This window comes from Xenorhabdus entomophaga, assembly GCF_037996725.1.
GTDB classification, from domain to species: domain Bacteria; phylum Pseudomonadota; class Gammaproteobacteria; order Enterobacterales; family Enterobacteriaceae; genus Xenorhabdus; species Xenorhabdus khoisanae.
In genome coordinates this window covers 1-22,775 of sequence record NZ_JBBMXH010000022.1, presented here as the reverse complement: position 1 = coordinate 22,775, position 22,775 = coordinate 1, and the positions used below count along the sequence as shown (strand labels likewise).

Genomic DNA, 22,775 nt, shown 5'->3' with positions numbered 1-22,775 from the left:
TCAATAGTGCATCATGGCACCTATTCAGCACACCACAGTATCAACAAAGTTGACACGAAAAATAACACCTGATAAAGTATCTTCATTGTTGATACCTTGAGAATATAAACATGGCAAAAGTCGTCGTAAAAAAATGGGGGAACAGCCCTTCTGTACGTCTTCCGGTCGCTATCATGCAAGCGGCTTCACTCAATGTGGATGATACAGTTGATATTGCTGTCGAAGATGGCCGCATTATCATTATTCCAGTCAAAGCGAAATCGTATTCTCTCGATGCGCTATTAGCTGGCATTACATCAGAAAACGTTCATGAAAAAGCGGATTTTGGCTCACCTGTAGGTAAGGAATTAATCTGATGGTGTCTCGTTTTGTACCCGATTCTGGCGACATTATTTGGATTGACTTTGATCCAGTATCTGGACATGAACAAGGTGGTCATCGCCCCGCCGTTGTGTTGAGTCCATTTGCCTATAACAATAAAGTAGGGTTACTTCTCTGTGTTCCTTGCACTACAAAGGTAAAAGACTACCCTTTTGAAGTCGAATTATCGGGAAACCGCGATAGTGTCGCCTTAGCTGATCAAGTCACTTGCGTTGACTGGCGAGCCAGAAAAGTGACAAAAAAAGGTACTGTGAATACTTTAGAGCTGGAAGATATTAGGGCGAAAGCCAAAGCACTTATTGGGTAATGGGGTCTACTCAACTAAAATCCCGGATTCTACTCATCAGTACTAAAAAAAATCTTAGCCTAGTACTACAGTCGTAACTGTTCCATGATCAGATATTCCTCTCGGCGGCGATAATGGCATTGTTGTACCGATACTGATGTCGTCGCCGCCAATCTGACCAATATAAAATTTGTTCTACGGTCTCTCCTGCCTTTCTCATCAGTTTTGACAGAAGCTTACGCAGTTCCGCGATACTCAAAGCTATCCGTCCCGCCGCCATTTTTTCTCAATTTTTATGTAGCGACCCTCAATCGCCATTAACCGATTGACTTTTAACAATGACGAAATGGATAATAAATCCACTATTTTTTTGCCTTTTCCATTTCATTTAGGTGACTAGGTGACGCGCTATGTACGATAATTTGAAAAGTTTGGGGATCACGCATCCTGAAGATATTGATCGCTATAGCCTCCGTCAGGAAGCTAACAACGACATTCTGAAGATTTATTTCCGCAAGGACAAAGGCGAGTTCTTCGCCAAGAGCGTTAAATTTAAGTACCCACGCCAGTTGAAAACCATCTCTGACGAGAATTCCGGCCAAGGTTACAAAGAAGTCAAAGAGATCAACACCAACCTGCGTTATGTGATCGAAGAGCTGGACCAAATTTGCAGACATGACCAGATTGAAGTGGATTTGAAACACAAAATCCTCGACGACTTACGTCATCTTGAGCATGTTGTTGCCAATAAGATTGCAGAAATCGAAGCAGATTTGGAAAAGCTGACCCGTAAGTAATCACGTCAGCAATGTCACAACACCGCTTATCCTCCTGTGTTTCAAGCTCTTGGTATTTCAAGTTCCTGATATTTTAAACAGGGTAAAGGTATAAGCGGTGTGACAAAGTACTTTCCTACAGCAAAGTTCCCCACTCCTCAATCCAGTTCAGGGCGAAGACTTCAGGTTCAACTACCTCAATAGCATCAATCAGCAGTATATCCCCGATTCGTTTGGCTCCCTGCTCCTGTAACAATTTATCAAAGGTACGACCACCTCCGCAGAAAGTGTCGTAACTACTGTCACCCAGCGCAATTACGCCATAACGCAAATCGGGCTGATAGCCCAACTTATCATTCAACTCTACATAAAGCGGCTGGATATTATCAGGCAGATCGCCTTGCCCCGTCGTCGAAGTGACAACTAAAACAATTTGTTGCAGATACTCTCGCCATTGCTCTAAGGTTGCATCTTCAAAGATCTCAACCTCATGCCCTTGCTGTCTGAGGATCTGCTGTGCTTCTTCCGCAACTGCCAATGCATTGCCATAAACTGTACCAACGAAAATACCAATCTTTGCCATAAATATTGATCTCTTTAATCGGTTTGATACTACGTTCATTCATGAGTAGTTAAACATGCCAAATCAGGCACAATACCCTGCCAGCCAAATTGTTCAAGCGAATGCTGCCACGACTGATCCCAGCGGGCGGTTAAAAGAAGCTCTTCTCCTGTCACGGGATGCTTGAGCCGAAGGTGGCTGGCATGCAGCATTAATCTGCCAATCTGATAATGTTTAGCAACTCCTCGATTTTGCCGCAAATCGCCGTGCGTGCTATCCCCGATGATGGGATGCCGGATATGTGCCATATGACGCCGCAATTGATGCTTACGACCTGTTTTGGGCATCAGCTCCAACAGGCTGAAACGTGATGTCGGGTAACGTCCTATTTCAACCGGACACTCAACTTTTGCCAATGAACGGTAATGTGTAATTGCTGACTGCGCTTCCCGGTCTGTATTAGCAAATTTATCCGCAATTTTATCCAACTGTTCCATTAAGGCGTAGTCGATAATATCATCACCTTCAACATAACCTCGCACAACAGCATGATACGTTTTTTGTATCTCGTGGAATTCAAATTGTTGTGCAAGTGTTCTGGCTACTTCACTTGAAAGCGCCATTAATAAGACGCCAGATGTCGGCCTGTCCAAACGGTGGACAGGAAAAACATGCTGCCCTATTTGATCACGCAGCGTCTGCATCACAAAAACAGTTTCATGGCGCGCCAACCAACTGCGATGGACTAACCAACCCGCGGGCTTATTAACCGCAACAATATGTTCATCCTGATAAATAATATCCAGCATATCAAGTGTCCTGCGTAAACAGGCTGTCCAATGCCCGTAAGTGTTCAAGCAAAGGTAAATAACGTTCTGTTTCTTCTTTATAAACTTCCTCAAAATACGGAGCGACAGAAAATGCCGTCGGCAAGTTGGCTTTTTGTTCTATTAAAGCGCGCATTCTTGGAATTAATACCCATTGTAGCCACTCTTTCGCTGACATCGTATCAATGGAAAAAGGCTCGGTGCTTTCAAAAGATTCTGGTTTAGGAGGATAATCTTGCCATAAGCCTACCGCTTTCATGGTGACTTCAATTGACTGTAATTTATTTAGAATTTGTTTCTCGATACTCATGATTTTTCGTCTGATGCTTAGCTGTGGCTCAGATGACAAAAGCTGTCACCACGTCATTGGAACGTAAGAGTATCATTGATACGATTTCAGCGGAAAACTTGCGATAAGATAAAATGAAACAATTACTACCTCTTAAAGAGGTGGTTTAAGGATGATAAAAAAAGAGGAGAGATAAAATCTCTCCTCTTAATTTATCTGTCATAGCAATCCTGCTAAATAAATCGCTTCCTGCTCATTCCCTGACAAAAATACATCCTTGTCTGTCATCCTTTACTCAATCGTTGTACTGCTCAATTATTATACTGATAGTATCTGGCGATAATGGCATTTGGCGCTCCTGCCCTTACCTTTCCTTCCCTGAACCATCTTCCCGATGGATTTATTCCCTGGTTATTGTTTTGCTGTGATTCCTTACGGAACAGTAAAAGAATCTATGATTTGGGAGGTTGGAACAAGCGACTGAACAGGAACAGTCAGTGATATGGTAAAAAGGATACTGCGGTCACATTCTGTATGATATTGATATAAAATAGAAATAATTTCACACACTAATATTCACATTATGATTAAAAGAAATATCTCACGCACCATGTGAGATATCTCTTACAAAAGATCACACCAATATCTTCAACTAACTGCACACAACAGGATTGATAACCGAGAGGAAACTTGCCAGATTTGCCGATAACATTGTCCTCTCGTTACTGCCAAACTGTTCCAGAATCACCTGACCAGTCAGATTACATACAGAAATCAGCCCCATATCGGAATCAGTAGTGCCAATAAATACGGTTGGTGAGAGCTTTAATCGCTTCTGTGTGACAAGATGACCAATCAGATTTTCCTGTAGCCGAATAAAATCATCTTCACTCCATACCTGAATCAAACTGAAATTTTGCCCTTCAAAACTGGCCGTCATATCACCCGCAAGCTGCGTCACATAGTAATCATGGATAGCACTTTGCAAACAGATATCCAGCGCTGTTTCTACCTTCTGGAGTTTTTCCCGGACAGAAAACGGCTGGGGAAGCCAATGCACTACACCATCTCCGGTACGTTCAATACAAGGTGAAGGTATGCCATACAGATCGCTGCTGGCTGGCGGAAAACCTGTTTTCTCTTGCCACAATTCAACATAGCGTCGGGTGAAGTCAGAGAGTGCTTCTGTCACATTAGCTTCTGTCACATTAAAGGTCATATGATTATGTCATCCATCATTTTCAGGTTTATAATGTTATCCTGCTTATTCCTATACGTTTTTTAGCAAAATAACAACCAAAGAGTGATGTTACCATTTTTATGAAAAAGTGTTGGCATGACTTCCTTTATCTGAATACCTGTCATCTATGACAATAAATGCCAAAAATTAGATTACTCTCGTATCTAGCCTATAAAACCCGTATTTAATGGTGACTATATATTACCCTATACCCAACCAAGTAAATATCATACATACAGTGAACACATGGCATGGTAAATAATCCGCCATAAACGGATTTAGCTTTAAATTCATATTAAAAAACCAAACCTCATCAGATAAAAATTAAGGCAACAAATAATGACCACATCAAATCTAAATCGACAAAATGAAAATTATTTACAAGATGAAATTATTACCGAAATAGAATATCACTTACCTAATTTTCCTAACAATATTATCTGGAAAAATTTAAACTTTAAAAATTGGTCAGGAGAAATTCAGGCTTACAATGTACCATGCTGTATACCACGTTCTGCTGAAGAGGTTATTTCAGTCGCCAATTGGGCATGGAAGGAAAATTATAAGCTAAGAATTGTCGGGCAATCTCATAATTGGTCACCATTGACTCTGGAATCAGGGCAAAGCTTCAAAAATCGTATTATGTTGATGGATCTCTCTGAGCATTTTACTCACGTCAATATCGAACACCGTCCCCAATTTTCTATCGTAACCGCACAAACAGGTATATTGATGGAAGCGCTAATGACCCAAATGGAGGATCAAAATCTTGGTTTCACCGCAACGCCTGCTCCCGGTGATTTAACATTAGGGGGCGTTCTCGCAATAGGCGGGCATGGAACTGCCATTAAAGCACTGGACGAAACGCCACTTCCCGGGCACACATACGGCTCTCTGAGTAACACAATATTGTCCCTGTCTGCTGTTGTGTGGGATGCAGCAACCCAGCAATATACCATCAAGCGTTTTGAGCGAAGTGATCCAAATTGCGCACCACTATTAACCCACTTAGGTTGTTCCCTGATTTTAGAAGTCCAGTTTCAGGCTGGTAAAAATCAACGCTTACGGTGCCAGAGCTTCACTAATATCCCAGTGACTGAATTATTTGCCGATCCCGAATCTTCAGAAAGCAATCGAACTTTTAGTCATTTTCTAAATAAAAGCGGCCGGGCTGAAATTATTTTATTTCCTTTCACAAACCTCCCATGGCTAAAAGTCTGGAGTGTGGAGCCAACCAAGCCAGCTTCTAGTATTGAGGTTAAAACACCCTATAACTATCCATTTTCCGATAATATTTCACCAGCTATATCGAATATCATGGATAACATCCTTTCTGGCTTCCCTGCAATAACGCCTCTGGTCAGTGAGATGCAATATCAACTGACAAATACCGCTTTACAAGGCCACGAGAAAGATATCTGGGGTTGGAGTAAAAACCTATTGCTATATGTGAAACCAACAACACTGCGTGTTACAGCAAATGGTTATGCGGTATTAACGCGCCGTGCTGATATCCAGCGCGTTTTGAATAAATTTCATACCGAATGGCAAAAGTTAATGCGTGAATTTGAAAATCAGGGGCGATACCCCATCAACGGCCCTATTGAAATCAGAGTCACGGGATTAGATGATCCTGCCGACGTCCTGCATGAAAAGGCGGTCGTTCCCAGTTTATCTGCTATCCGCCCCCGCTTAGATCAACCTGAATGGGATGTTGCAGTCTGGCTCGACATATTGACCTTTCCAAACACGCCTTACGCCATTGAGTTTTGCCGACAATTTGAACAATGGCTATTCAAAGAATTTGATGGTTCTTATGCCTCAGCCCGTGTTGAATGGAGTAAAGGTTGGGCTTATGGCACCAACGTTGCGTGGGAAGATAAAGAAGTTTTAACCAAAATAATTCCCGCTTCATTCACCGATGGATTGCCTGCCGATAACAATTGGGACTCAGCAATTTCTGCATTGCAGAAATACGATCCACATCACATATTTAGATCACCATTATTAGATAAATTACTTTCTGAATAAAGTCATCTTAGCAAATAGTAGATATATTTTTATATCTACTATATCCATTGACTTTCAAATTATAATTTCGTTAGTTACACGATTCTTCACAATGACATGACAACCACATCATGAGTTATGCTTTTTGGGATTTAACTTCCTTATCATCATGCCGCATCTTTAAATTCATTGGGCATGACCATAAAAATATGGGGAAATAAAATGTATAAAGATGATTTAACTAAATATATAAATGAAATTAACTATCAAAAACAAAGCAACTTTCAGTTTAATAATATTTATCTGGATCAAAAAAATGCCATATATATATTAAAATACTTTAATAGAAAGTACGCGATAAATGCCCATGAAGACATTATTGATGAGATGAGTTTATTTGAAAATGAATTGAACCCACCTACTGGCATACATAAACGATATATTATCAAAACAGATACAGGAATGACCGGCGTTCACTTTGCTGCATTAAATATCTTTAAAGATAGCAAAGAAAACACATCTCTTATATTTGTAGATGCAAGCAACGGAAAAAACAAATTTATCCCATTCAAAATCAATTATTACATCAATAAAAGCACACATAAAAATAAGCTAAAAGTTCTCTATATTTACAGCCAAATACAAAATAGCCCTGGAGACTGCTTACTTTTTTGCTTACACTTTCTGAAAAAAATGCATAAATACTCTACTCACTTTACTGAGCTCCATCAAAAAATCTTTGATGATCAGATACAATTCATTAATAGTGAAAATACAATCTTTACTCCTTCTGATTCCAAGATAACCAAAAACAAGGTGCCTGACGAAGATTGCAAAAAATATCGGACGGTATTTTTCGATCAAGCCATCAATTTATTACCCATTGGTTTCTTCAAGCATGCACATTCACTGCGTCCCCTTGAAGCTTATCTGGATCGTCATCAGGATGAGCAAGAAAGCCGGGTCAATAACTATAAGAAAAAGGATGGGACGATAGGGGAAACCCTGCTAGAGCGATATAATCGCCATTCGACTCTCCGCAACGAAATGAATATCCGTACAAATAAGCCGATAGAACGGAAATACAGCATATCCATCGAAGAAAAAAGGCTTCGTCTTGCAGAAGCAGCTCTAAAGTGGCTTGATGAGCACGGAGAATAATGCACAATAAAAATACGACCATTCAGGATTCCTTGATAAACTACGAGTTACCTCAAACATAATGATTTATCAATTTTAAGGAATCTTAATGTCTTTATATCAGGATAATCAGGCACTCGCTCAACTCACGTTAGGTAAACCCACTCCCTACCGCGACAACTACGATCCTACTTTACTGCAAGCGGTTCCCCGCAGTATGAACCGTGAACCGCTTGGACTATTCCCTGAAAGTATTCCTTTTCATGGTGCTGATATCTGGACGATGTACGAACTTTCCTGGCTCAACGCCCGGGGTGTACCTCAAGTTGCTATTGGTCATGTCAGCCTGAATGCCGCTAGTGAAAACCTTATCGAATCAAAAAGCTTTAAGCTTTATCTGAACAGTTTTAACCAAACCCGCTTTGCTGATTGGGAAACCGTACAAAAAACTCTGCAACAGGATTTATCTGCTTGTGCCAATGGCGATATCGAAGTTGTTTTACATTCCCTTCATGAGTTTAATCAGCAGCCAATTGCCGAATTTGCAGGAAAATGCATCGATAATCAGGATATTGAAATTGATGACTATCAGTTCAGTCGCGATTATCTTAACAATGCAGCAACTGGCCCTGTCGTTGAAGAAACTTTAGTAAGCCATTTGCTAAAATCAAACTGTCTGATCACTAATCAGCCAGACTGGGGATCTGTCATGATCCGCTATAAAGGTGCCAGGATCGATCAGGAAAAGTTATTGCGCTACTTAGTTTCTTTCCGCCATCACAATGAATTTCATGAACAATGTGTCGAGCGTATTTTCAATGATTTAATGACATTATGCGCGCCTGAAAAACTCACTGTTTATGCACGCTATACCCGTCGGGGAGGATTGGATATCAATCCATGGCGCAGTAACGAAGAATTTATTCCAGCAATAGGAAGGTTAGCCCGCCAATAATTAAATTAATTTGATTAGCAATAGATAACCAGACCGCTGGATGAAATCAGTTATACCCAATAGATTTCAGGTTGCTGTAATACCATGTTATATCTTTATATTGCGGGAAGGAGTGAACGCAATAAAGCAGCAACTTGAAAGACGACGGGTATAAATCATTATTGAGGAACACCCCAAGGGGTAAAAGGAGTCATTCTTGATTACACATGTCAATCCATTGGGATCTATGGATTTACTCTCTCAGCTTGAAGTAGATATGCTTAAGCATACCGCAAGCAGTGATTTATACCGCCTTTTTCGTAACTGTTCACTGGCGGTTCTCAATTCCGGAAGTCAAACCGATAACAGTAAAGAATTGCTGTCAAAATATGAAGATTTTGATATCAACGTACTGCGCCGGGAACGCGGCGTAAAGCTGGAGTTAGTCAATCCACCAGAAGACGCTTTTGTTGATGGTAAAATCATCCGTTCCCTGCAAGCAAATCTGTTCGCGGTGTTAAGGGATATTTTGTTCGTTCACGCGCAAATCACCAATGAACAAAAAGCACACAATTTGAATATGGAAAATGGTACGCATATTACCAGCACCATTTTCTCCATCCTGCGCAACGCTAAAGCCCTGCATATCTCAGAAGACCCTAATATGATTGTTTGTTGGGGCGGTCATTCCATCAATGAAAAAGAGTATTTATATGGGCGCAAGGTAGGGAATGAGCTGGGATTACGCGAACTGAATATCTGTACAGGTTGTGGCCCGGGAGCAATGGAAGCCCCAATGAAAGGAGCTGCGGTAGGGCATGCCCAGCAGAATTATAAAAACAGTCGATTCGTCGGTATTACAGAACCTTCAATTATCGCGGCGGAACCCCCCAACCCGTTGGTGAATGAACTGATTATCATGCCTGACATCGAAAAACGTCTGGAAGCCTTTGTCCGTATTGCCCACGGTATCATTATCTTCCCCGGTGGCGTGGGTACGGCAGAAGAACTGCTGTATTTGCTGGCTATCCTGATGAATCCTGAAAATAAAGATCAGGTTCTGCCACTGGTTTTAACGGGTCCTAAAGAGAGTGCCGATTACTTCCATGCGTTAGATGAGTTTATCGTTAATACTTTGGGAAAACAGGCTCGTCACTACTACCGTATTATTATAGATGCGCCGTCAGAAGTCGCACGTATAATGAAAAGAGCGATGCCAAGCGTCAAAGAGAATCGCCGTTCTACCGGAGATGCTTACAGCTTCAACTGGTCATTGAAAATCAGCCCTGATTTACAATCTCCATTCAATCCAGTCCATGACAACATGGCTAACCTGAATTTACATCCAAATCAAGCACCTGAGAAACTTGCTTCCGCATTGCGATGCGCATTTTCTGGCATTGTGGCAGGTAATGTAAAAGAAGCCGGTATTCATGCCATAGAGAAATATGGGGCATTCAAGATCCACGGTGATGCTGACATTATGCACTGTATGGATAACTTGCTAGAAGATTTTGTGGAGCAAGATCGCATGAAACTTCCGGGAGGTACTGCTTATGAGCCATGTTATGAGATAATCAAATAAATCACGGATACCTTTTCTCTTCACGATCTAATGAGGCTGGTGCCAAGGAATAAAATCCAAGGATGGAATATAACGACCATGATACATCTTTTAATTATAGACGCCCTAAATCTGATTCGACGCATCCATGCGGTACAGGGAAGCCCTTGCGTTCCTGCCTGCGAACATGCGTTAAAGCAATTAATCACCCATTCATCCCCGACTCATGCAGTTGCCGTATTTGATGAAGATGATCGCAAGCATAGCTGGCGCCATCAACTTTTCCCTGACTACAAAGCAGGGCGTTCTGCTATGCCAGAAAACTTACAACAGGAGATGCCGCTGATTAAGCAGGCATTCAATGAACTTGGCGTAGCTTGCTGGCATGCAGAAGGGCATGAAGCGGATGATTTGGCCGCAACATTGGCGACTAAAGTTGCCAATACCGGGCACCGTGTCACGATTGTTTCAACAGATAAGGGGTATTGCCAGCTTCTTTCTCCCCATATCCAAATCCGTGATTACTTCCAAAAACGCTGGCTGGACTTGCCTTTCGTTCAGCAAGAATTCGGCGTTTCTCCTGACCAACTGCCCGATTATTGGGGGCTGGCAGGTATCAGCAGCAGTAAAATCCCCGGCGTTCAGGGTATTGGCCCGAAGACTGCCGCCACCCTGCTACAACAAGCCGATTCGCTGGATAATTTGTTCCAGACTCTGGAAACCCAGCCAGATAAATGGCGAAAAAAATTAGAAGCTCATAAAGAAATGGCTTATATCAGCCGTGAAGTCGCTTCATTAAAAACTGATTTATCGCTAGAGGGAAATTTGCAGCAATTGAGATTATCCGATAAATAACCCGTTAATCTTGTTGAATATGCTTTTGTAAAAACACCGTCAGTTTTGCCCAACGTACCCAATACAGGCGGGAAGTAACGAAAAAGATGTGTGATACCTGTTTTCAGGTGAATTTTGCAGATTCATCATAAAAACAGGGTATCACTCATTAAATTAACTCAACCAAAATAATCAGCAATTAACTTAATATGTTCACCATTCAATTGCCCCGACTCATTCAGCAACCCAATCCACGCTTTCATATAGTCATATTTGGCCTGAGACAGTTCACGACGCACAGTATAGAGTTGTTGCTCAGCATTGAGCACATCAACATTCACTCGCTGCCCCAAAGCAACACTTTTTTGCGTCGCCTTCACCTGTAATTCAGCCGCTTCTACCGCTGTTTCATAGGCCCGTATCCGTTTCTCACCATTAACATAAGCATTATAATTGCGGCGCACTGCATTCAGAGTTTCACCTGCCTGTGCATCCATCTCATATTTAGTCTTGCCATAATTTGCTGCCGATTGACGTACTGCCGCCGCCGTTCCGCCGCCATTATAGAGATTCATGGAAACACGCAATCCAATAGAATCTGTCCGGTATTTTTGGTCAATACTGTTATCGCTGCTGGATTTATTTTCGCTATGAGAAGCATACAGCTCAAGTTTTGGCAGGTATCCCGCACGATTGCGATTAATGTCATGATACGCCACATCAACTTTCTGCCGGGCAGCCGCCAATTGAGGGTTCTGGCTTAATGCCTGCTGTTCCCAGTCAGCATAACCCCCGATATCCCGTTTGATGGCGTTGAACTGTGGTGCGTTGGACAGGCGATTAACCGGTAAACCGGCTGGCAACGGTACACCAACTAATAACTGCAAGTCACGGATTGCGGCATCCAGCTCATCCTGCACCATCAATTCATCAGCCAGTACCTGACTGTAACGTGTTTGAGTTTCTGCCACATCGGTGCGAGTACCCTCGCCGGAGGAAAACAATTTCTGATTACGCTCCAGCTGCTCTTCATAGGCAGCCCTCTGCCGGGCGACTTGATCCAGCCGATCCTGCGCATAGGCTACAGCCACATAGCTGTTCACTACCCTGACCGCCAATTGCTGGCTATCCGCCCGAAAGCGGGCATCACTCATCAAGGTATAAGCCTGACGGGTTCGATAACGCGCCCACGCTTCAAAATCAATCAGCGGCTGGGTCAAAATAACTGCACCACTGTAGCTGTTATACTTCCGGTCACGGCTTTCGCTAACCTTCCGACCACGCATATCCACTGAGTGAGATTCCATTTTTTGCCAGTTTTGCGGTGAATTCTGATAGCTAATCAACACCTTGGGTAGCAATTCTGCCAGCCCAAGATTTTTCTCTTCCTGCCCCGCTTCCTGCTCTTTGATGGCGGCCTGAAATGTTGGATCATGCTGCAATGCCAGAGCATAAGCCTCCGTCAAAGAAAGGGCTCTCGCGGAACCGGAAACTAACATCACCAACAATACCGTTAAAAACATTACCCTTAAAAACAGAGGCGATAGCAAAGTACGTTTATTGGCAAAACCGCAATACCTCAACATCTCCATTACTCCTCAATCAGCGATGTAGACGCTCTATCCACCAATGGCTTGAACAGATAGCTCAGCAGAGAGCGCGATCCCGTTTTGACGAACACCTCAACCGGCATCCCCGGCTTGATATTCAGTCCTGCCAATTTTTCCATCCCCTCAGGGGTCACTTTCAATCGCATCTGGTAATAAGGTTCCCTTGTTACTCCATCCACTAACCGGTCAGCAGAAACCACTGCCACCTTAGCCGTCACTTTCGGCGTCCGGTTTTGGTTGAACGCAGTAAACATCAAATCAACATCCTGACCGACAGTCACCTTATCAATCAGATGCACCATCAAACGCGCTTCCACTTCCAAGGTACTCTGGGCAGGGAGGAGCTCCATCAATTTCTCACCGGAAGCAACCACACCGCCTTGGGTAAATACGTTCAACCCCACCACGGAGCCATCAACCGGAGCCGTAATTGACGTGTGAGACCGATCAAATTGGGCCGTTTCCAGCTTATTGCCTAATTCATTAGCTAATACCTGCACATCCGACAATTGGCTGCGTACTTCACGTTGGTAATCAGCCTGACGCTGAATAATTCGCTGTTGCGTTTCCTGCCGCTGCTTTTCAAGCTGACCAGTTCGTCCCGCCATCTCGGCCATACTGCCACTTAACTCACTTTGGTTACGCAGTAATTCCAGATACTGGTTACGGGGAAAATAGCCTTCCTCTGTTAAAGGTTGCAGGTTAGTCACTTGCTCCTTAATCGAAGCCTGTTGTTGTCGCTTGCTTATTAAGGCTTCTCGTAATCCTTTGATTTGGAAATTCAGCCCTTCCTCAGTCTGTTGCATGCCTGCCAGATCACTTCGCAACATCTCACGGCGTGACAGAAAGAGCTGTTTCTGCAACACCAGAATATCCTGAACGCGCGGCTCCGATTGCTGATTCAATAATGTGGACGGAAAGACAATGGCATCCTGTCCTTGTTGCTCGGCCAACAGCCGGGCTTCCGTTGCCAATGTGGTATAAAGTTGCTGTTTCAGAGAATCAATCTGCGCATTAACCTGCACTTGGCTGAGCTGAACCAAAACCTGCCCGGCCCTGACTTGCTCACCCTCTTTCACCTGAATTTGCCTGATAATACCGTTCACAGGGGACTGTACCGTTTTTCGGTTTCCATCCACGACAACAGTCCCTGAAGAAGCCACCCCTTTATCGAGTGGCGCAAACGCTGCCCAGATTAAAAAGCCCAGAATGCCAATGCCAATAACCAACCAGCCTATTCGCAGGTAACGATTCGCATCCAGCGGCAATAATTCTGACGCCTCATTTTGGGCATCCTTTGCATTGGTCTGATAGGACATCTTTACTCCCAGATAGCAATATCCCAAGAATTTAAATATGGCTGAATCATGTTACGAGGCACGTTCGACCGCTTTTGGTTGTGGTTGTGGCTGTGACGGAGAGAGCGCCGCCATAACTTGCTGGGAAGGGCCAAACATTTTCATTTTACCCTGCACTAACAGCAAAACCTTGGTTGTTTGCGAGAGCAATGAAGGGCGATGGGTAATCACCACCACCGTTTTACCTTGTTCCCGTAATTGAACAATGGCATTACTCAGCGCTTTTTCTCCGGTATCATCCAGATTCGAATTAGGTTCATCCAATACCACCAGCGACGGATTACCATACAAAGCGCGAGCCAGTCCAATCCGCTGTTTTTGCCCACCAGACAGCCCCGTCCCTCCGGCACCAATGACCGTGTCATAACCCTGTTCAAGATTGAGCACCAATTCATGGACGCCAGCTTTTTGTGCCGCCTCGATCACTTTTTCAGGATCAACATCATTAAAACGCGCGATATTCTCAGCAATCGTGCCACCAAACAGTTCAATGTCCTGCGGCAAATAACCAATGGACGCCCCCAACTCATCTTTGTTCCACTGGTAAATATCGGCACTATCAAGCCGTACAACGCCTTCCTGTGCCGGCCAGATCCCCACCAGCAAACGGGCTAACGTGGATTTCCCTGACGCACTGGGGCCAATCACACCCAGAACATCACCGGGGTTTAAGGCAAGGTTGATATCCTGCAAAACATATTGCTTGTTTTGTGATGTCTGGCTTTGTGATGCCTGAGCCGCACGTGTTTTACCGGGGGGTATTGCAGAGACTTTCTCCAACAGCAATACGCCCTTGGGAACGGGCAATGACATGCCACTTTTGCGCTCTGGCTGAGCTTTCAGGAGCTTGTCCAATCGCTGCCATGACAAACGAGCCGCGCTCCAGCTCTTCCATGCCTGTATCAACTGCTCAATCGGGGACAACGCCCGTCCCATCAAAATGGAACCTGCAATCATCATTCCCGGCGTGATATTCCCTTCAATCGCCAGCCAGCCGCCCAAACCCAGAATCAAAGATTGCAAGGCGATGCGTACTGTTTTAGTCAACCCAGCAATGAATGCCGCCCGTTCACTGGCAATGCACTGGAAATGGAGAAAGCGCTTATGCAAGCCAAACCAGCGGTGACGCAATACCGGCAACATTCCGAGCGCTTCGATCACTTCTGCATTGCGCAGGTTGGTGCTGGCAAGATGGGCTGATCGTAAAGAGAGGTTGCTTGCTTCGGCTAACGGTGCCTGGGATAGCCACTGGTTCAATACTGCCAGCGTGATAAGAATGATGGCCCCAGCCAGTGCCAACAATCCCAGATACGGGCTGAACAGGAAAATGACACAAAGGTAGACGGGGAACCAAGGAGCATCAAAAAAAGCAAACAGTGCATTCCCCGTCAGAAACTGGCGAATGGTCGCCAAATCATTGAGCATTTGCCCCGCATCTGTTGATCCGCTTTTTAGATTGGACTCATACGAAGCGGTGTAAACCCGCTGGTTCAGGCTCATATCAAACTGGTTGCCAATGCGGATTACCACCTGACTGCGGATATATTCCAGCCCGCCCATAATGGCAAACATACCCAGTGTGATAAGCGTCAGCATCAACAGGGTCATTTCATTACCGGATGGCAGTACCCGATCATATACCTGAAGCATATAAATCGAGGGAACCAGCATCAACAGATTGATAAACGCTGTAAATAAGCCAATAGTCCAGAATACTTTGCTGCGTGCACGGATAACATCCGTGATTTCATCCTTCGGAAAGCGTAATTTCACTGCAATCCCTTTATCATTAACTGAAGCAAAACGAATTAATTATCAAATCATGCGTGATTTTTTATTTTGTCACTGCATTCGCTGTGCCACTAAATGTCATGACCAATTCCCTGCCATCAACAAGGTAGGCGACCCATTGTTCTTCAGACTCATGACCAAAAAAGGCCAGACTATTGCCGTCATCATCCGTCAATGTGATTCCATCGGGAGCCGGACGCCATCCCTCAACAGGCTGACCAAACAGCTCTGTCGCACAGGTGTCACTTTTTAGCGCCCAAATTGCCCCTTCAGGTAAACGGGTATCGGTCAATTCAATACGACATACCTGATGCCCATCAGAGAGTTGCCATAGCCCTTTCAACTCATCAGCGGGTGGAAGCCTCAAACTACTCGCCATACATCCTCCTGCAAAAAAAAGAGAGAAAATTACTGATAAAAAAGCGCTCCGCAAACACGCCTTCAACCTATAAAACGGAGTCCCACAAAATTTATACTGATGAAACAGGGGACGAAAGAAAACCGATATTATCTTCAGATGACTATATAACACGGCGGACTCCTTAATACTGCCGTACACCAAGAAGCATACGGCAGCATTCAGTTATCGCGATAACATCATCAAACGATGAAATCTGCCTCAGTCAGCGGCTGACCAACAACTTTCACCAGAAAATCGTTGCCCGCCAGATCACCACCAAGACTGACCTCTAAATCTGTGACTTCATTCACTTGGTCATAAGTGAATTTCACTTCACCCGCCTTACCTGAGAATGAATCCACAAATTTGATATCGCCACGACTACCGAAGTTGAAGAAAGACAGATCGATCTTATCTTCACCAGAAGTAAAATCATGAATCCAATCCGGGTTATCTTTCAATGATTCTTTGCCATCCAGATAAACAAAGGTATCCTTGCCTTCGCCACCCCACAGATGGTCACCGCCAAGCCCGCCATAAATGATGTCGTCGCCTGCACCACCTTTAAGGATGTTATCTGCGCTGTTACCGACCAGAATGTCGTCACCGCTACCGCCAATCGCATTCTCAATAACAACACCACGAGCGATAGAAACGTTGCCTTTCAAGCCTCCAACATCAGAGAAAGCCCCTTCATTCAGGTTAATACGCTGATTTTGGGTAAAGCCGGAGAAATCAAATGTATCTTCACCGCCCGCATCCCAAACGCTGAACACCAGTTTACTGCTCGCATCAGTAGCGGTCATGAAATCACGGCCGGTATTGGAATTGAAGCCGTATATGGTATCGTCTGTACGAGTTTCCATATTAGCGCCATACAAATCCTGAATCGCAGAGATATCATTCAGCAAAGGTGCTGAGGAATATTCACCTTTGAAATCCTGACCCGTATATTTCTCACTGAAATAACTCATGACCGTATAGGCACGAGAATCTTCGAAATATTCTGCTTTAGTGATATAGCTTGGACGCACTTTATCAGAAGCATCATACTCAGCAGGGTGATCCAATCCTAAAGTATGTCCAATTTCATGAGTGAAAGTCTGACGGGCATAGCCATTCACATCAATGTCATTGTCTACAAAAGTATGGCTCTTAGAGTTATACCATGAATAAGCGGTTCTTTGTCCCTGTGGCAGATTTGCGAATGCGTAATCTTTCGCTGCACTATAATCAAAGAAACCAAACGTGATATTTGCTTTATTAACATTACTTACTTCGGTAAATTTAATATTGGCAACATCAGACCAAGACTGTAAAGAAAGTCTCGCTGCATCTTTCTGATCTTCATTAAACGCACTGAAGCCAGAAACTTTAAACAGCGGCATGACAGCCGGTTTCTTTGTTAGGAAATGATATGATAATTCCAATGTTCCAGAGGAATTAACATATTTATTGGACCAGTGATACTGGCCCCTCACAAGCTCATCAGGCGCGTTATCGCCCAATGGATTATGATCAACACGAATAGAAGAATCGTAATTCGGAACGTAGGCTGTGAGAAGTGCTTTTACATCCTGAACAGAATTAGAATCAGATAACCCCGAATAGGTATATTTTTTCTTTGAGGTCATGTACATCTCCTGTAAGAACAAGATTAATATTCTAAAACCCGAAATATTTTCAATAACGGGAGTAAGAGTTTTAAATTCTTTCTAAGATCCTCTTAGAAATAAAACTCCAGAGTAAAATAGCGTTAGTTCCTGTCCGTGTAAAAATAATTAATATATCTTTTTAGAATACATATTAAACAAATTTAGTTTATGTATTTAATTATTCATTTTTCAATTAAATTTTTTTGATAACAAAAAAACAGTATTATTCACTATAAAATAATACTGTTTTTATCTACTGGAAATTAGCCCTAAGAAAGAATTATCTATTTACCCTTTCTTTTTTCAAATTGCGGTATTTTCACCGCAACCTGAAATTTATTCCATATCCATCACCCTCAATAATCCCGTTCAGTTGCATAAACAGACCAGACGCGGCGAACATGTACTGTAATCTCTTCACGATCGTGATACAGATGTTTCGCCTGAATTTGAGCATTGACGCCATTCTCTTTCAGTTGCGACTCAATTTTCTGTAATATGTGATCCACTTCCTCATAACGCTTTTTCATCGGCAATTTGAGATTGAAGATAGCCTCACGACACCAGCTTTTTACCAGCCAATCTGTCATCAAGTGTGCAACTTTGGCAGGTTTTTCAACCATGTCACAAACCAGCCAGTAAATATTTTTTACTGACGGCTCAAATCTAAAACCATCCACACGGTGATGTTTCACCTGACCGGTTTCCATTAAGCTTTCAGCCATCGTGCCATTATCTACCGCATGAACCAGCATGCTGCGTTTTACAAGCTGGTAAGTCCATCCTCCCGGACAGGCACCGAGATCCACAGCATGAAGACCGCTGCTTAGGCGTTCTTCCCACTCGTCATAAGGAACAAAAACATGAAAGGCTTCTTCCAGTTTCAACGTGGAACGGCTTGGTGCATCAGATGGGAATTTCAGACGAGGTATCCCCATATAGAAACGGGAATTATTGTTACTGTAGGAATACCCCACATAGCAGCAACCCGAGGCAATGAAAAAAACATGGATCACGGGACGGTTGCTGTTCTCCTTCGCCAGCAAGAGCTTTTCCTGACGCATCGCATTACGTAATGGAACCGTAAACTTACGGCAGAATTTCATCAACTCTTTGCTTTCATTGGTATCCGGGACTTCTACACGCAGATCACCGGCTCGCTCAATCACACCCATCAACATACCCATAATCGGTGTAATGCGATCTTCCTGCGGCAGATCTTTCAACAACTCACCCACAACCAACATTTGGCGGGCAAAAATCAATTCCTTAAACGGAATTTCACGAATCAGACGATCGGCATCATCAGGCTGATAACACTCAAACAGCACATATCCGCTGTTTTCTTTCACACGGGCGAAACCGTAAATTTCTTTTTTACCCGCCTTATCGGTAATTTCTGCCGCACACTCTTTTTCAAAACCCGGGCGGCAATATAAAGCAACTTTATTCATGGCTGAGCGCCGATTTCCTTAGACGCAGAGCGCCAATTAATACACATAACCAACCAATGAGAAAACTCAGCCCACCGATTGGTGTCAAATACACCAGAAATTTTAGCGGTAAAAAGGCCAGACAATAAAGACTGCCACTAAACAGCACAACTCCCACTGCGAAAAAAATACCACTCCACCCGAATTGGGGTACTGGCTGACGCATCAAAAAAGCAGCCAGCGCCATCATGGCGAGTGTATGCAGCCCTTGATATTGCAGGCCGGTATGAATCCATTCCATCTGACGTGAAGTCAGGACAGGCGCCAACATATGTGCCCCCATCGCTCCCAATGCCACGTAGAAAAAACCACTGATCCCGACAAAAATAAGCATGACCCTACTGCTCATCACACAGCTCCTGTTTCAGACTGGCATCTATTGGGTATATTGCGTGATATACCCCAACCTTTCTTGTTCAGACGCAGCTTGCGTCAATATCCATTTCCGAAAAGCGGCAATCTTGCCCAATTCTGCCTGATTATCGTGACAAACCAAATAAAATGCGTTCTTACTGACCAAAACATCATTGAATGGACAGACCAAACGCCCCGCATCAATTTCATTTTGTGCCATAACATTATTGGCAAGGGCAACCCCCTGACCATGCACAGCCGCCTGAATCACCATCGCACTATGACTGAATATCGGTCCCTGCTGGACATTGATTTGTTGCTGCATATCAAGCTGACGAATATAAGCTTGCCAATCCCTCCGGGATGAATCGTGCAATAAGGTATGCCTGGCAAGATCTGAGGGGGTTTTCAAGGGTCGGTCACCCGCCAACAAAGCCGGAGAACAGACAGGCAGTAAATATTCAGGATAAAGGCGATCAGTTCGCAACCCCGGCCAATTGCCCCTGCCATAAAAAATGGCGACATCAACATCATCAGTCAATTTATCTTCTTCCCGGTCTATCGCCTGAATCCTGACATCAATCCCCGGAAAGCTCTGATTAAAGCCAGAAAGCCGTGGCACCAGCCATTGAATAGCAAAACTGGGGGACAAACTCACTGTTAACGCCCCTTTAGCGCTACGTGCCTGAAGCTTGCGGGTTGCATCATTAATAGCAGTGAAAATTTCTTTGATATCAAGATAATAACTCTGCCCATCTTCAGTTAACAACAGTGAACGATTACGACGACGAAAAAGTTTTAATCCCAGAAAATCTTCCAGGCTTTTCATTTGATGACTAACTGCGGCCTGAGTCACAAATAATTCTTCTGCCGCCTTAGTAAAACTTAAATGACGGGCGGCGGCATCAAAAACTCGTAAGGCATTGAGTGGAGGCAAACGTTTAGACATGTTGGTTTCTTATGTGGTGGTAACGATACCGGTAACTCTTTTCGTTCAGGTATTAGTTTTTATAATCCGAATCATTATAATTTGTCCATTGATGATATACCAGCAAATCCCTATAGTGTGCGCACTTCCTAAGCCGGAACGAAAAGTCTCTTTGTATTAATACATTGATACTTTTGGCTTTGTGGTTGTGATGTTGTGTTTGCAAGTTGTCTGGAACTCCAGACTTTGTAGCGTAAGCTACTGTTTTTTTTCACTTCCTGTACATTTACCCTGTCTGTCCATAGTGATTTTTTTAATGCACCGCAATTGCGGTGCTTTTTTTCTCAACTTTCCTGTAGAATTCCCCTTCTCCTGGTTAAAGAAAAACTTATTCTTTATCACACAATGATTAAATTACACCGTTTATGAAAGCCTTTGACTCAGAACAATTCCGCCAACAATTTCCTGCCCTGCAACCGTCGATCACACAACCATCGACCACATTTCTGGATAGTGCCGCCACCGCATTAAAGCCGGGATGTATGATTGAGGCGACCGAACACTATTACCAGAACCACAGTGCGACGGTACATCGCAGCCAACACGCGACAGCACAAGCCATGACCGCACGTTATGAGCAAGCGAGGTCACTGGTGGCGGAATTGATCAATGCGCCATTACCCATGGATATCATCTGGACGAAAGGCACTACTGAGTCCATTAATCTGGTAGCACAGAGTTACTTTCGCTCCCGCCTGAACGTGGGTGATGAAATCATTGTCAGCGAACAGGAACACCACTCTAACCTGCTGCCGTGGCTGATTCTGGCAGGACAGACAGGCGCCAAAGTCATAAAATGGCCGATTGGCAAACAACGCCAACCTGAAATAGAGAGACTGGCAGAATTGCTGAATGAGAAAAGCCGATTAGTCGCCATCAGCCAAATGTCGAACGTGACTGGCGCTGCCGTAGATTTAGCACAGGTCACAGCCCTCGCCCATCAATATCACTGCAAAGTGCTGGTTGATGGTGCTCAGGGCATCGTTCACGCACCTGTTGATGTTCAGCAACTGGATATCGATTTTTATGCCTTCTCAGCCCATAAACTGTATGGCCCGAATGGGTTGGGTGTGTTGTATGGTAAAACTGAATTGCTGAATGCAATGTCTCCATGGCATGGCGGCGGCAAAATGCTGACTCAAGTCTCATTTGACGGTTTCACACCGGAAGCCGTACCCTATCGTTTTGAAGCAGGTACACCTAACGTTGCTGGCGTGGTCGGCTTTGCCGCAACTCTGGAATGGCTGAAAGCCATTGATATCCAGCTCGCTGAATCCCATGCAATTTCCCTGACGGATTACGCCGAGCAGCAACTCAGCCTGCTACCGGGTTTTATAAGCTACCGTGTAGGTGGTTCCAGTTTACTGGCTTTCAATTTCGCCGGAATACATCACAGTGACTTAGCAACGCTGATTGCAGAACAAAATATCTCTCTGCGTTCAGGGCAACATTGCGCACAGCCATTGCTGGATACTCTTGGGATCAGCGGCTGCTTGCGAGCTTCGTTTATGCCTTATAACAACCAACAAGATGCAGATAGATTGATCGAAGCGGTGAAATTCGCGCTATCGTTGTTGGGTGAGTGATATTGGTTTGTTGTTGATTACGCCTCTATTTATGATAGGGGCGTATGTTTAATACTTTGCCTTATTTTTAACGCGTTCAATAAAAGATATATTATTTTTTACCTTCCAAGAATATTTTTCTAGCTTCGTTTAAGCTCATATAGTTAGCTCCTCCTTGGAAATAGATATCATCAGCTTGAATAGGGTCATCTTCCCAGCCACAAATATCACAAATAAGATATTCGCCAAGTGAATCAAGGGTCATATGATTACAACATGGGCAATGATATTTATTATTCATTGGTTACTCCAATGCTTTGGTATTTACACATTAAAACAAATAGCTTTTGATAATTCATTTTAAATATTATTTTTTTGATAGTCTTCTATCAAAGAACTATATTTTTTTACTCTGGAAAACTCAGGTTCTTTCCAATTTGGCCCTTTAATTGTTTTCCCTTTTTCATCCTCTGCTAATTTTCCTTCATTTAATAATCTTTCATAGGTTTTCCATAACTCACCTTCTTCAAGAACTTCAAAACGATACCTAACATACATACGATCTATCGATGGATAAGAACTTTTAAGAGAAAAAACTAGAAGTATAGCTGGATTAACGCAATAAGTGCAACATGCGACCGGTATAGGCTTCCATTGGCGTCAGCCCATTTAAAATCTTTCTTGGTGTCATATTCAGCCTCAATTCCATATCGCTGAT

Annotated in this window: 23 protein-coding genes; 9 read left to right on the top strand and 14 right to left on the bottom strand. The window is 43.6% G+C overall.

The features are described from left to right. Positions 1–110 precede the first annotated feature (110 nt). The 3 genes from AAC854_RS06760 (at position 111) to AAC854_RS06750 (ending at position 1,464) form a co-directional block, all read left to right on the top strand. Positions 111–356: an AbrB/MazE/SpoVT family DNA-binding domain-containing protein gene (locus AAC854_RS06760; RefSeq protein ID WP_340616431.1), complete on the top strand. Its 246-nt coding sequence runs from the start codon at positions 111–113 to the stop codon at positions 354–356. After that, positions 356–688: an endoribonuclease MazF gene (gene mazF, locus AAC854_RS06755; protein ID WP_340616430.1), complete on the top strand. Its 333-nt coding sequence runs from the start codon at positions 356–358 to the stop codon at positions 686–688. Before AAC854_RS06760 ends, mazF begins: the two co-directional genes overlap by 1 nt. A 389-nt stretch (positions 689–1,077) precedes the next feature. Further along, entirely contained in the window at positions 1,078–1,464 is a 387-nt protein-coding gene (locus AAC854_RS06750) for a DUF3461 family protein (protein WP_340616429.1), read from the top strand. Positions 1,465–1,579: 115 nt separating this feature from the next. Here AAC854_RS06750 and AAC854_RS06745 read toward each other — a convergent pair whose 3' ends face one another. From AAC854_RS06745 to syd, 4 genes are all read right to left on the bottom strand, one after another. Continuing rightward, entirely contained in the window at positions 1,580–2,026 is a 447-nt protein-coding gene (locus tag AAC854_RS06745; protein ID WP_047963266.1) for a flavodoxin, read from the bottom strand. Between the two features lie 35 nt (positions 2,027–2,061). Further along, positions 2,062–2,814, bottom strand: coding sequence for a tRNA pseudouridine(65) synthase TruC (gene truC, locus AAC854_RS06740; RefSeq protein ID WP_340616428.1), 753 nt, complete (start codon positions 2,812–2,814; stop codon positions 2,062–2,064). Position 2,815: 1 nt separating this feature from the next. Beyond that, positions 2,816–3,142 carry a YqcC family protein gene (locus AAC854_RS06735; protein WP_340616427.1) on the bottom strand — a complete coding sequence of 109 codons (327 nt, stop codon included), beginning with the start codon at positions 3,140–3,142 and terminating at the stop codon, positions 2,816–2,818. A 631-nt stretch (positions 3,143–3,773) separates the two neighbouring features. Next, positions 3,774–4,340: a SecY-interacting protein gene (gene syd, locus AAC854_RS06730; protein WP_340616426.1), complete on the bottom strand. Its 567-nt coding sequence runs from the start codon at positions 4,338–4,340 to the stop codon at positions 3,774–3,776. 360 nt (positions 4,341–4,700) lie between these two features. On the opposite strand from syd, the gene AAC854_RS06725 reads away from it, so the two are divergent. The 5 genes from AAC854_RS06725 (at position 4,701) to xni (ending at position 10,864) form a co-directional block, all read left to right on the top strand. Next, the gene (locus AAC854_RS06725) at positions 4,701–6,392 is read left to right on the top strand and encodes a cholesterol oxidase substrate-binding domain-containing protein (protein WP_340616425.1); all 1,692 of its coding nucleotides are present in this window, start codon (positions 4,701–4,703) and stop codon (positions 6,390–6,392) included. A gap of 201 nt (positions 6,393–6,593) precedes the next feature. Further along, entirely contained in the window at positions 6,594–7,532 is a 939-nt protein-coding gene (locus tag AAC854_RS06720; RefSeq protein WP_340616424.1) for a YopJ family acetyltransferase, read from the top strand. 88 nt (positions 7,533–7,620) lie between these two features. Then, on the top strand, positions 7,621–8,466 hold the full coding sequence (gene queF, locus AAC854_RS06715) for an NADPH-dependent 7-cyano-7-deazaguanine reductase QueF (RefSeq protein WP_340616423.1): 846 nt from the start codon (positions 7,621–7,623) through the stop codon (positions 8,464–8,466). Between the two features lie 196 nt (positions 8,467–8,662). After that, complete coding sequence (gene ppnN / locus AAC854_RS06710; RefSeq protein WP_340616422.1) at positions 8,663–10,030, top strand: nucleotide 5'-monophosphate nucleosidase PpnN; 1,368 nt, start codon at positions 8,663–8,665, stop codon at positions 10,028–10,030. Between the two features lie 78 nt (positions 10,031–10,108). Then, positions 10,109–10,864 (top strand): flap endonuclease Xni, encoded by a 756-nt coding sequence (gene xni / locus AAC854_RS06705; RefSeq protein WP_340616421.1) that lies wholly within the window; start codon positions 10,109–10,111, stop codon positions 10,862–10,864. Positions 10,865–11,022: 158 nt separating this feature from the next. On the opposite strand, the gene AAC854_RS06700 is transcribed toward xni, so the two are convergent. The 8 genes from AAC854_RS06700 to AAC854_RS06665 form a co-directional block, all read right to left on the bottom strand. Beyond that, positions 11,023–12,429, bottom strand: coding sequence for a TolC family outer membrane protein (locus AAC854_RS06700; RefSeq protein WP_340616420.1), 1,407 nt, complete (start codon positions 12,427–12,429; stop codon positions 11,023–11,025). Between the two features lie 5 nt (positions 12,430–12,434). After that, the gene (locus AAC854_RS06695) at positions 12,435–13,772 is read right to left on the bottom strand and encodes an HlyD family type I secretion periplasmic adaptor subunit (protein WP_340616419.1); all 1,338 of its coding nucleotides are present in this window, start codon (positions 13,770–13,772) and stop codon (positions 12,435–12,437) included. Between the two features lie 51 nt (positions 13,773–13,823). Continuing rightward, positions 13,824–15,584 (bottom strand): type I secretion system permease/ATPase, encoded by a 1,761-nt coding sequence (locus tag AAC854_RS06690; protein ID WP_340616418.1) that lies wholly within the window; start codon positions 15,582–15,584, stop codon positions 13,824–13,826. Positions 15,585–15,645: 61 nt separating this feature from the next. After that, positions 15,646–15,981, bottom strand: coding sequence for a protease inhibitor Inh/omp19 family protein (locus AAC854_RS06685; RefSeq protein WP_340616417.1), 336 nt, complete (start codon positions 15,979–15,981; stop codon positions 15,646–15,648). 221 nt (positions 15,982–16,202) lie between these two features. Then, positions 16,203–17,636: a serralysin family metalloprotease gene (locus tag AAC854_RS06680; RefSeq protein WP_340616416.1), complete on the bottom strand. Its 1,434-nt coding sequence runs from the start codon at positions 17,634–17,636 to the stop codon at positions 16,203–16,205. Between the two features lie 377 nt (positions 17,637–18,013). Continuing rightward, complete coding sequence (rlmM, locus tag AAC854_RS06675) at positions 18,014–19,111, bottom strand: 23S rRNA (cytidine(2498)-2'-O)-methyltransferase RlmM (RefSeq protein WP_340616415.1); 1,098 nt, start codon at positions 19,109–19,111, stop codon at positions 18,014–18,016. Then, on the bottom strand, positions 19,104–19,499 hold the full coding sequence (locus tag AAC854_RS06670) for a DUF423 domain-containing protein (RefSeq protein WP_340616414.1): 396 nt from the start codon (positions 19,497–19,499) through the stop codon (positions 19,104–19,106). The genes rlmM and AAC854_RS06670 overlap by 8 nt, the downstream gene beginning before the upstream one ends. Positions 19,500–19,526: 27 nt before the next feature. Next, positions 19,527–20,453: a transcriptional regulator GcvA gene (locus tag AAC854_RS06665; protein WP_340616413.1), complete on the bottom strand. Its 927-nt coding sequence runs from the start codon at positions 20,451–20,453 to the stop codon at positions 19,527–19,529. Positions 20,454–20,857: 404 nt separating this feature from the next. Here AAC854_RS06665 and csdA point away from each other — a divergent pair, with 404 nt between their 5' ends. Beyond that, positions 20,858–22,078 carry a cysteine desulfurase CsdA gene (gene csdA, locus AAC854_RS06660; protein ID WP_340616412.1) on the top strand — a complete coding sequence of 407 codons (1,221 nt, stop codon included), beginning with the start codon at positions 20,858–20,860 and terminating at the stop codon, positions 22,076–22,078. 91 nt (positions 22,079–22,169) lie between these two features. Here csdA and AAC854_RS06655 read toward each other — a convergent pair whose 3' ends face one another. Further along, positions 22,170–22,358, bottom strand: coding sequence for a CPCC family cysteine-rich protein (locus AAC854_RS06655; protein WP_340616411.1), 189 nt, complete (start codon positions 22,356–22,358; stop codon positions 22,170–22,172). A 59-nt stretch (positions 22,359–22,417) separates the two neighbouring features. Continuing rightward, entirely contained in the window at positions 22,418–22,615 is a 198-nt protein-coding gene (locus AAC854_RS06650; RefSeq protein ID WP_422824056.1) for a hypothetical protein, read from the bottom strand. Positions 22,616–22,775 lie beyond the last annotated feature (160 nt).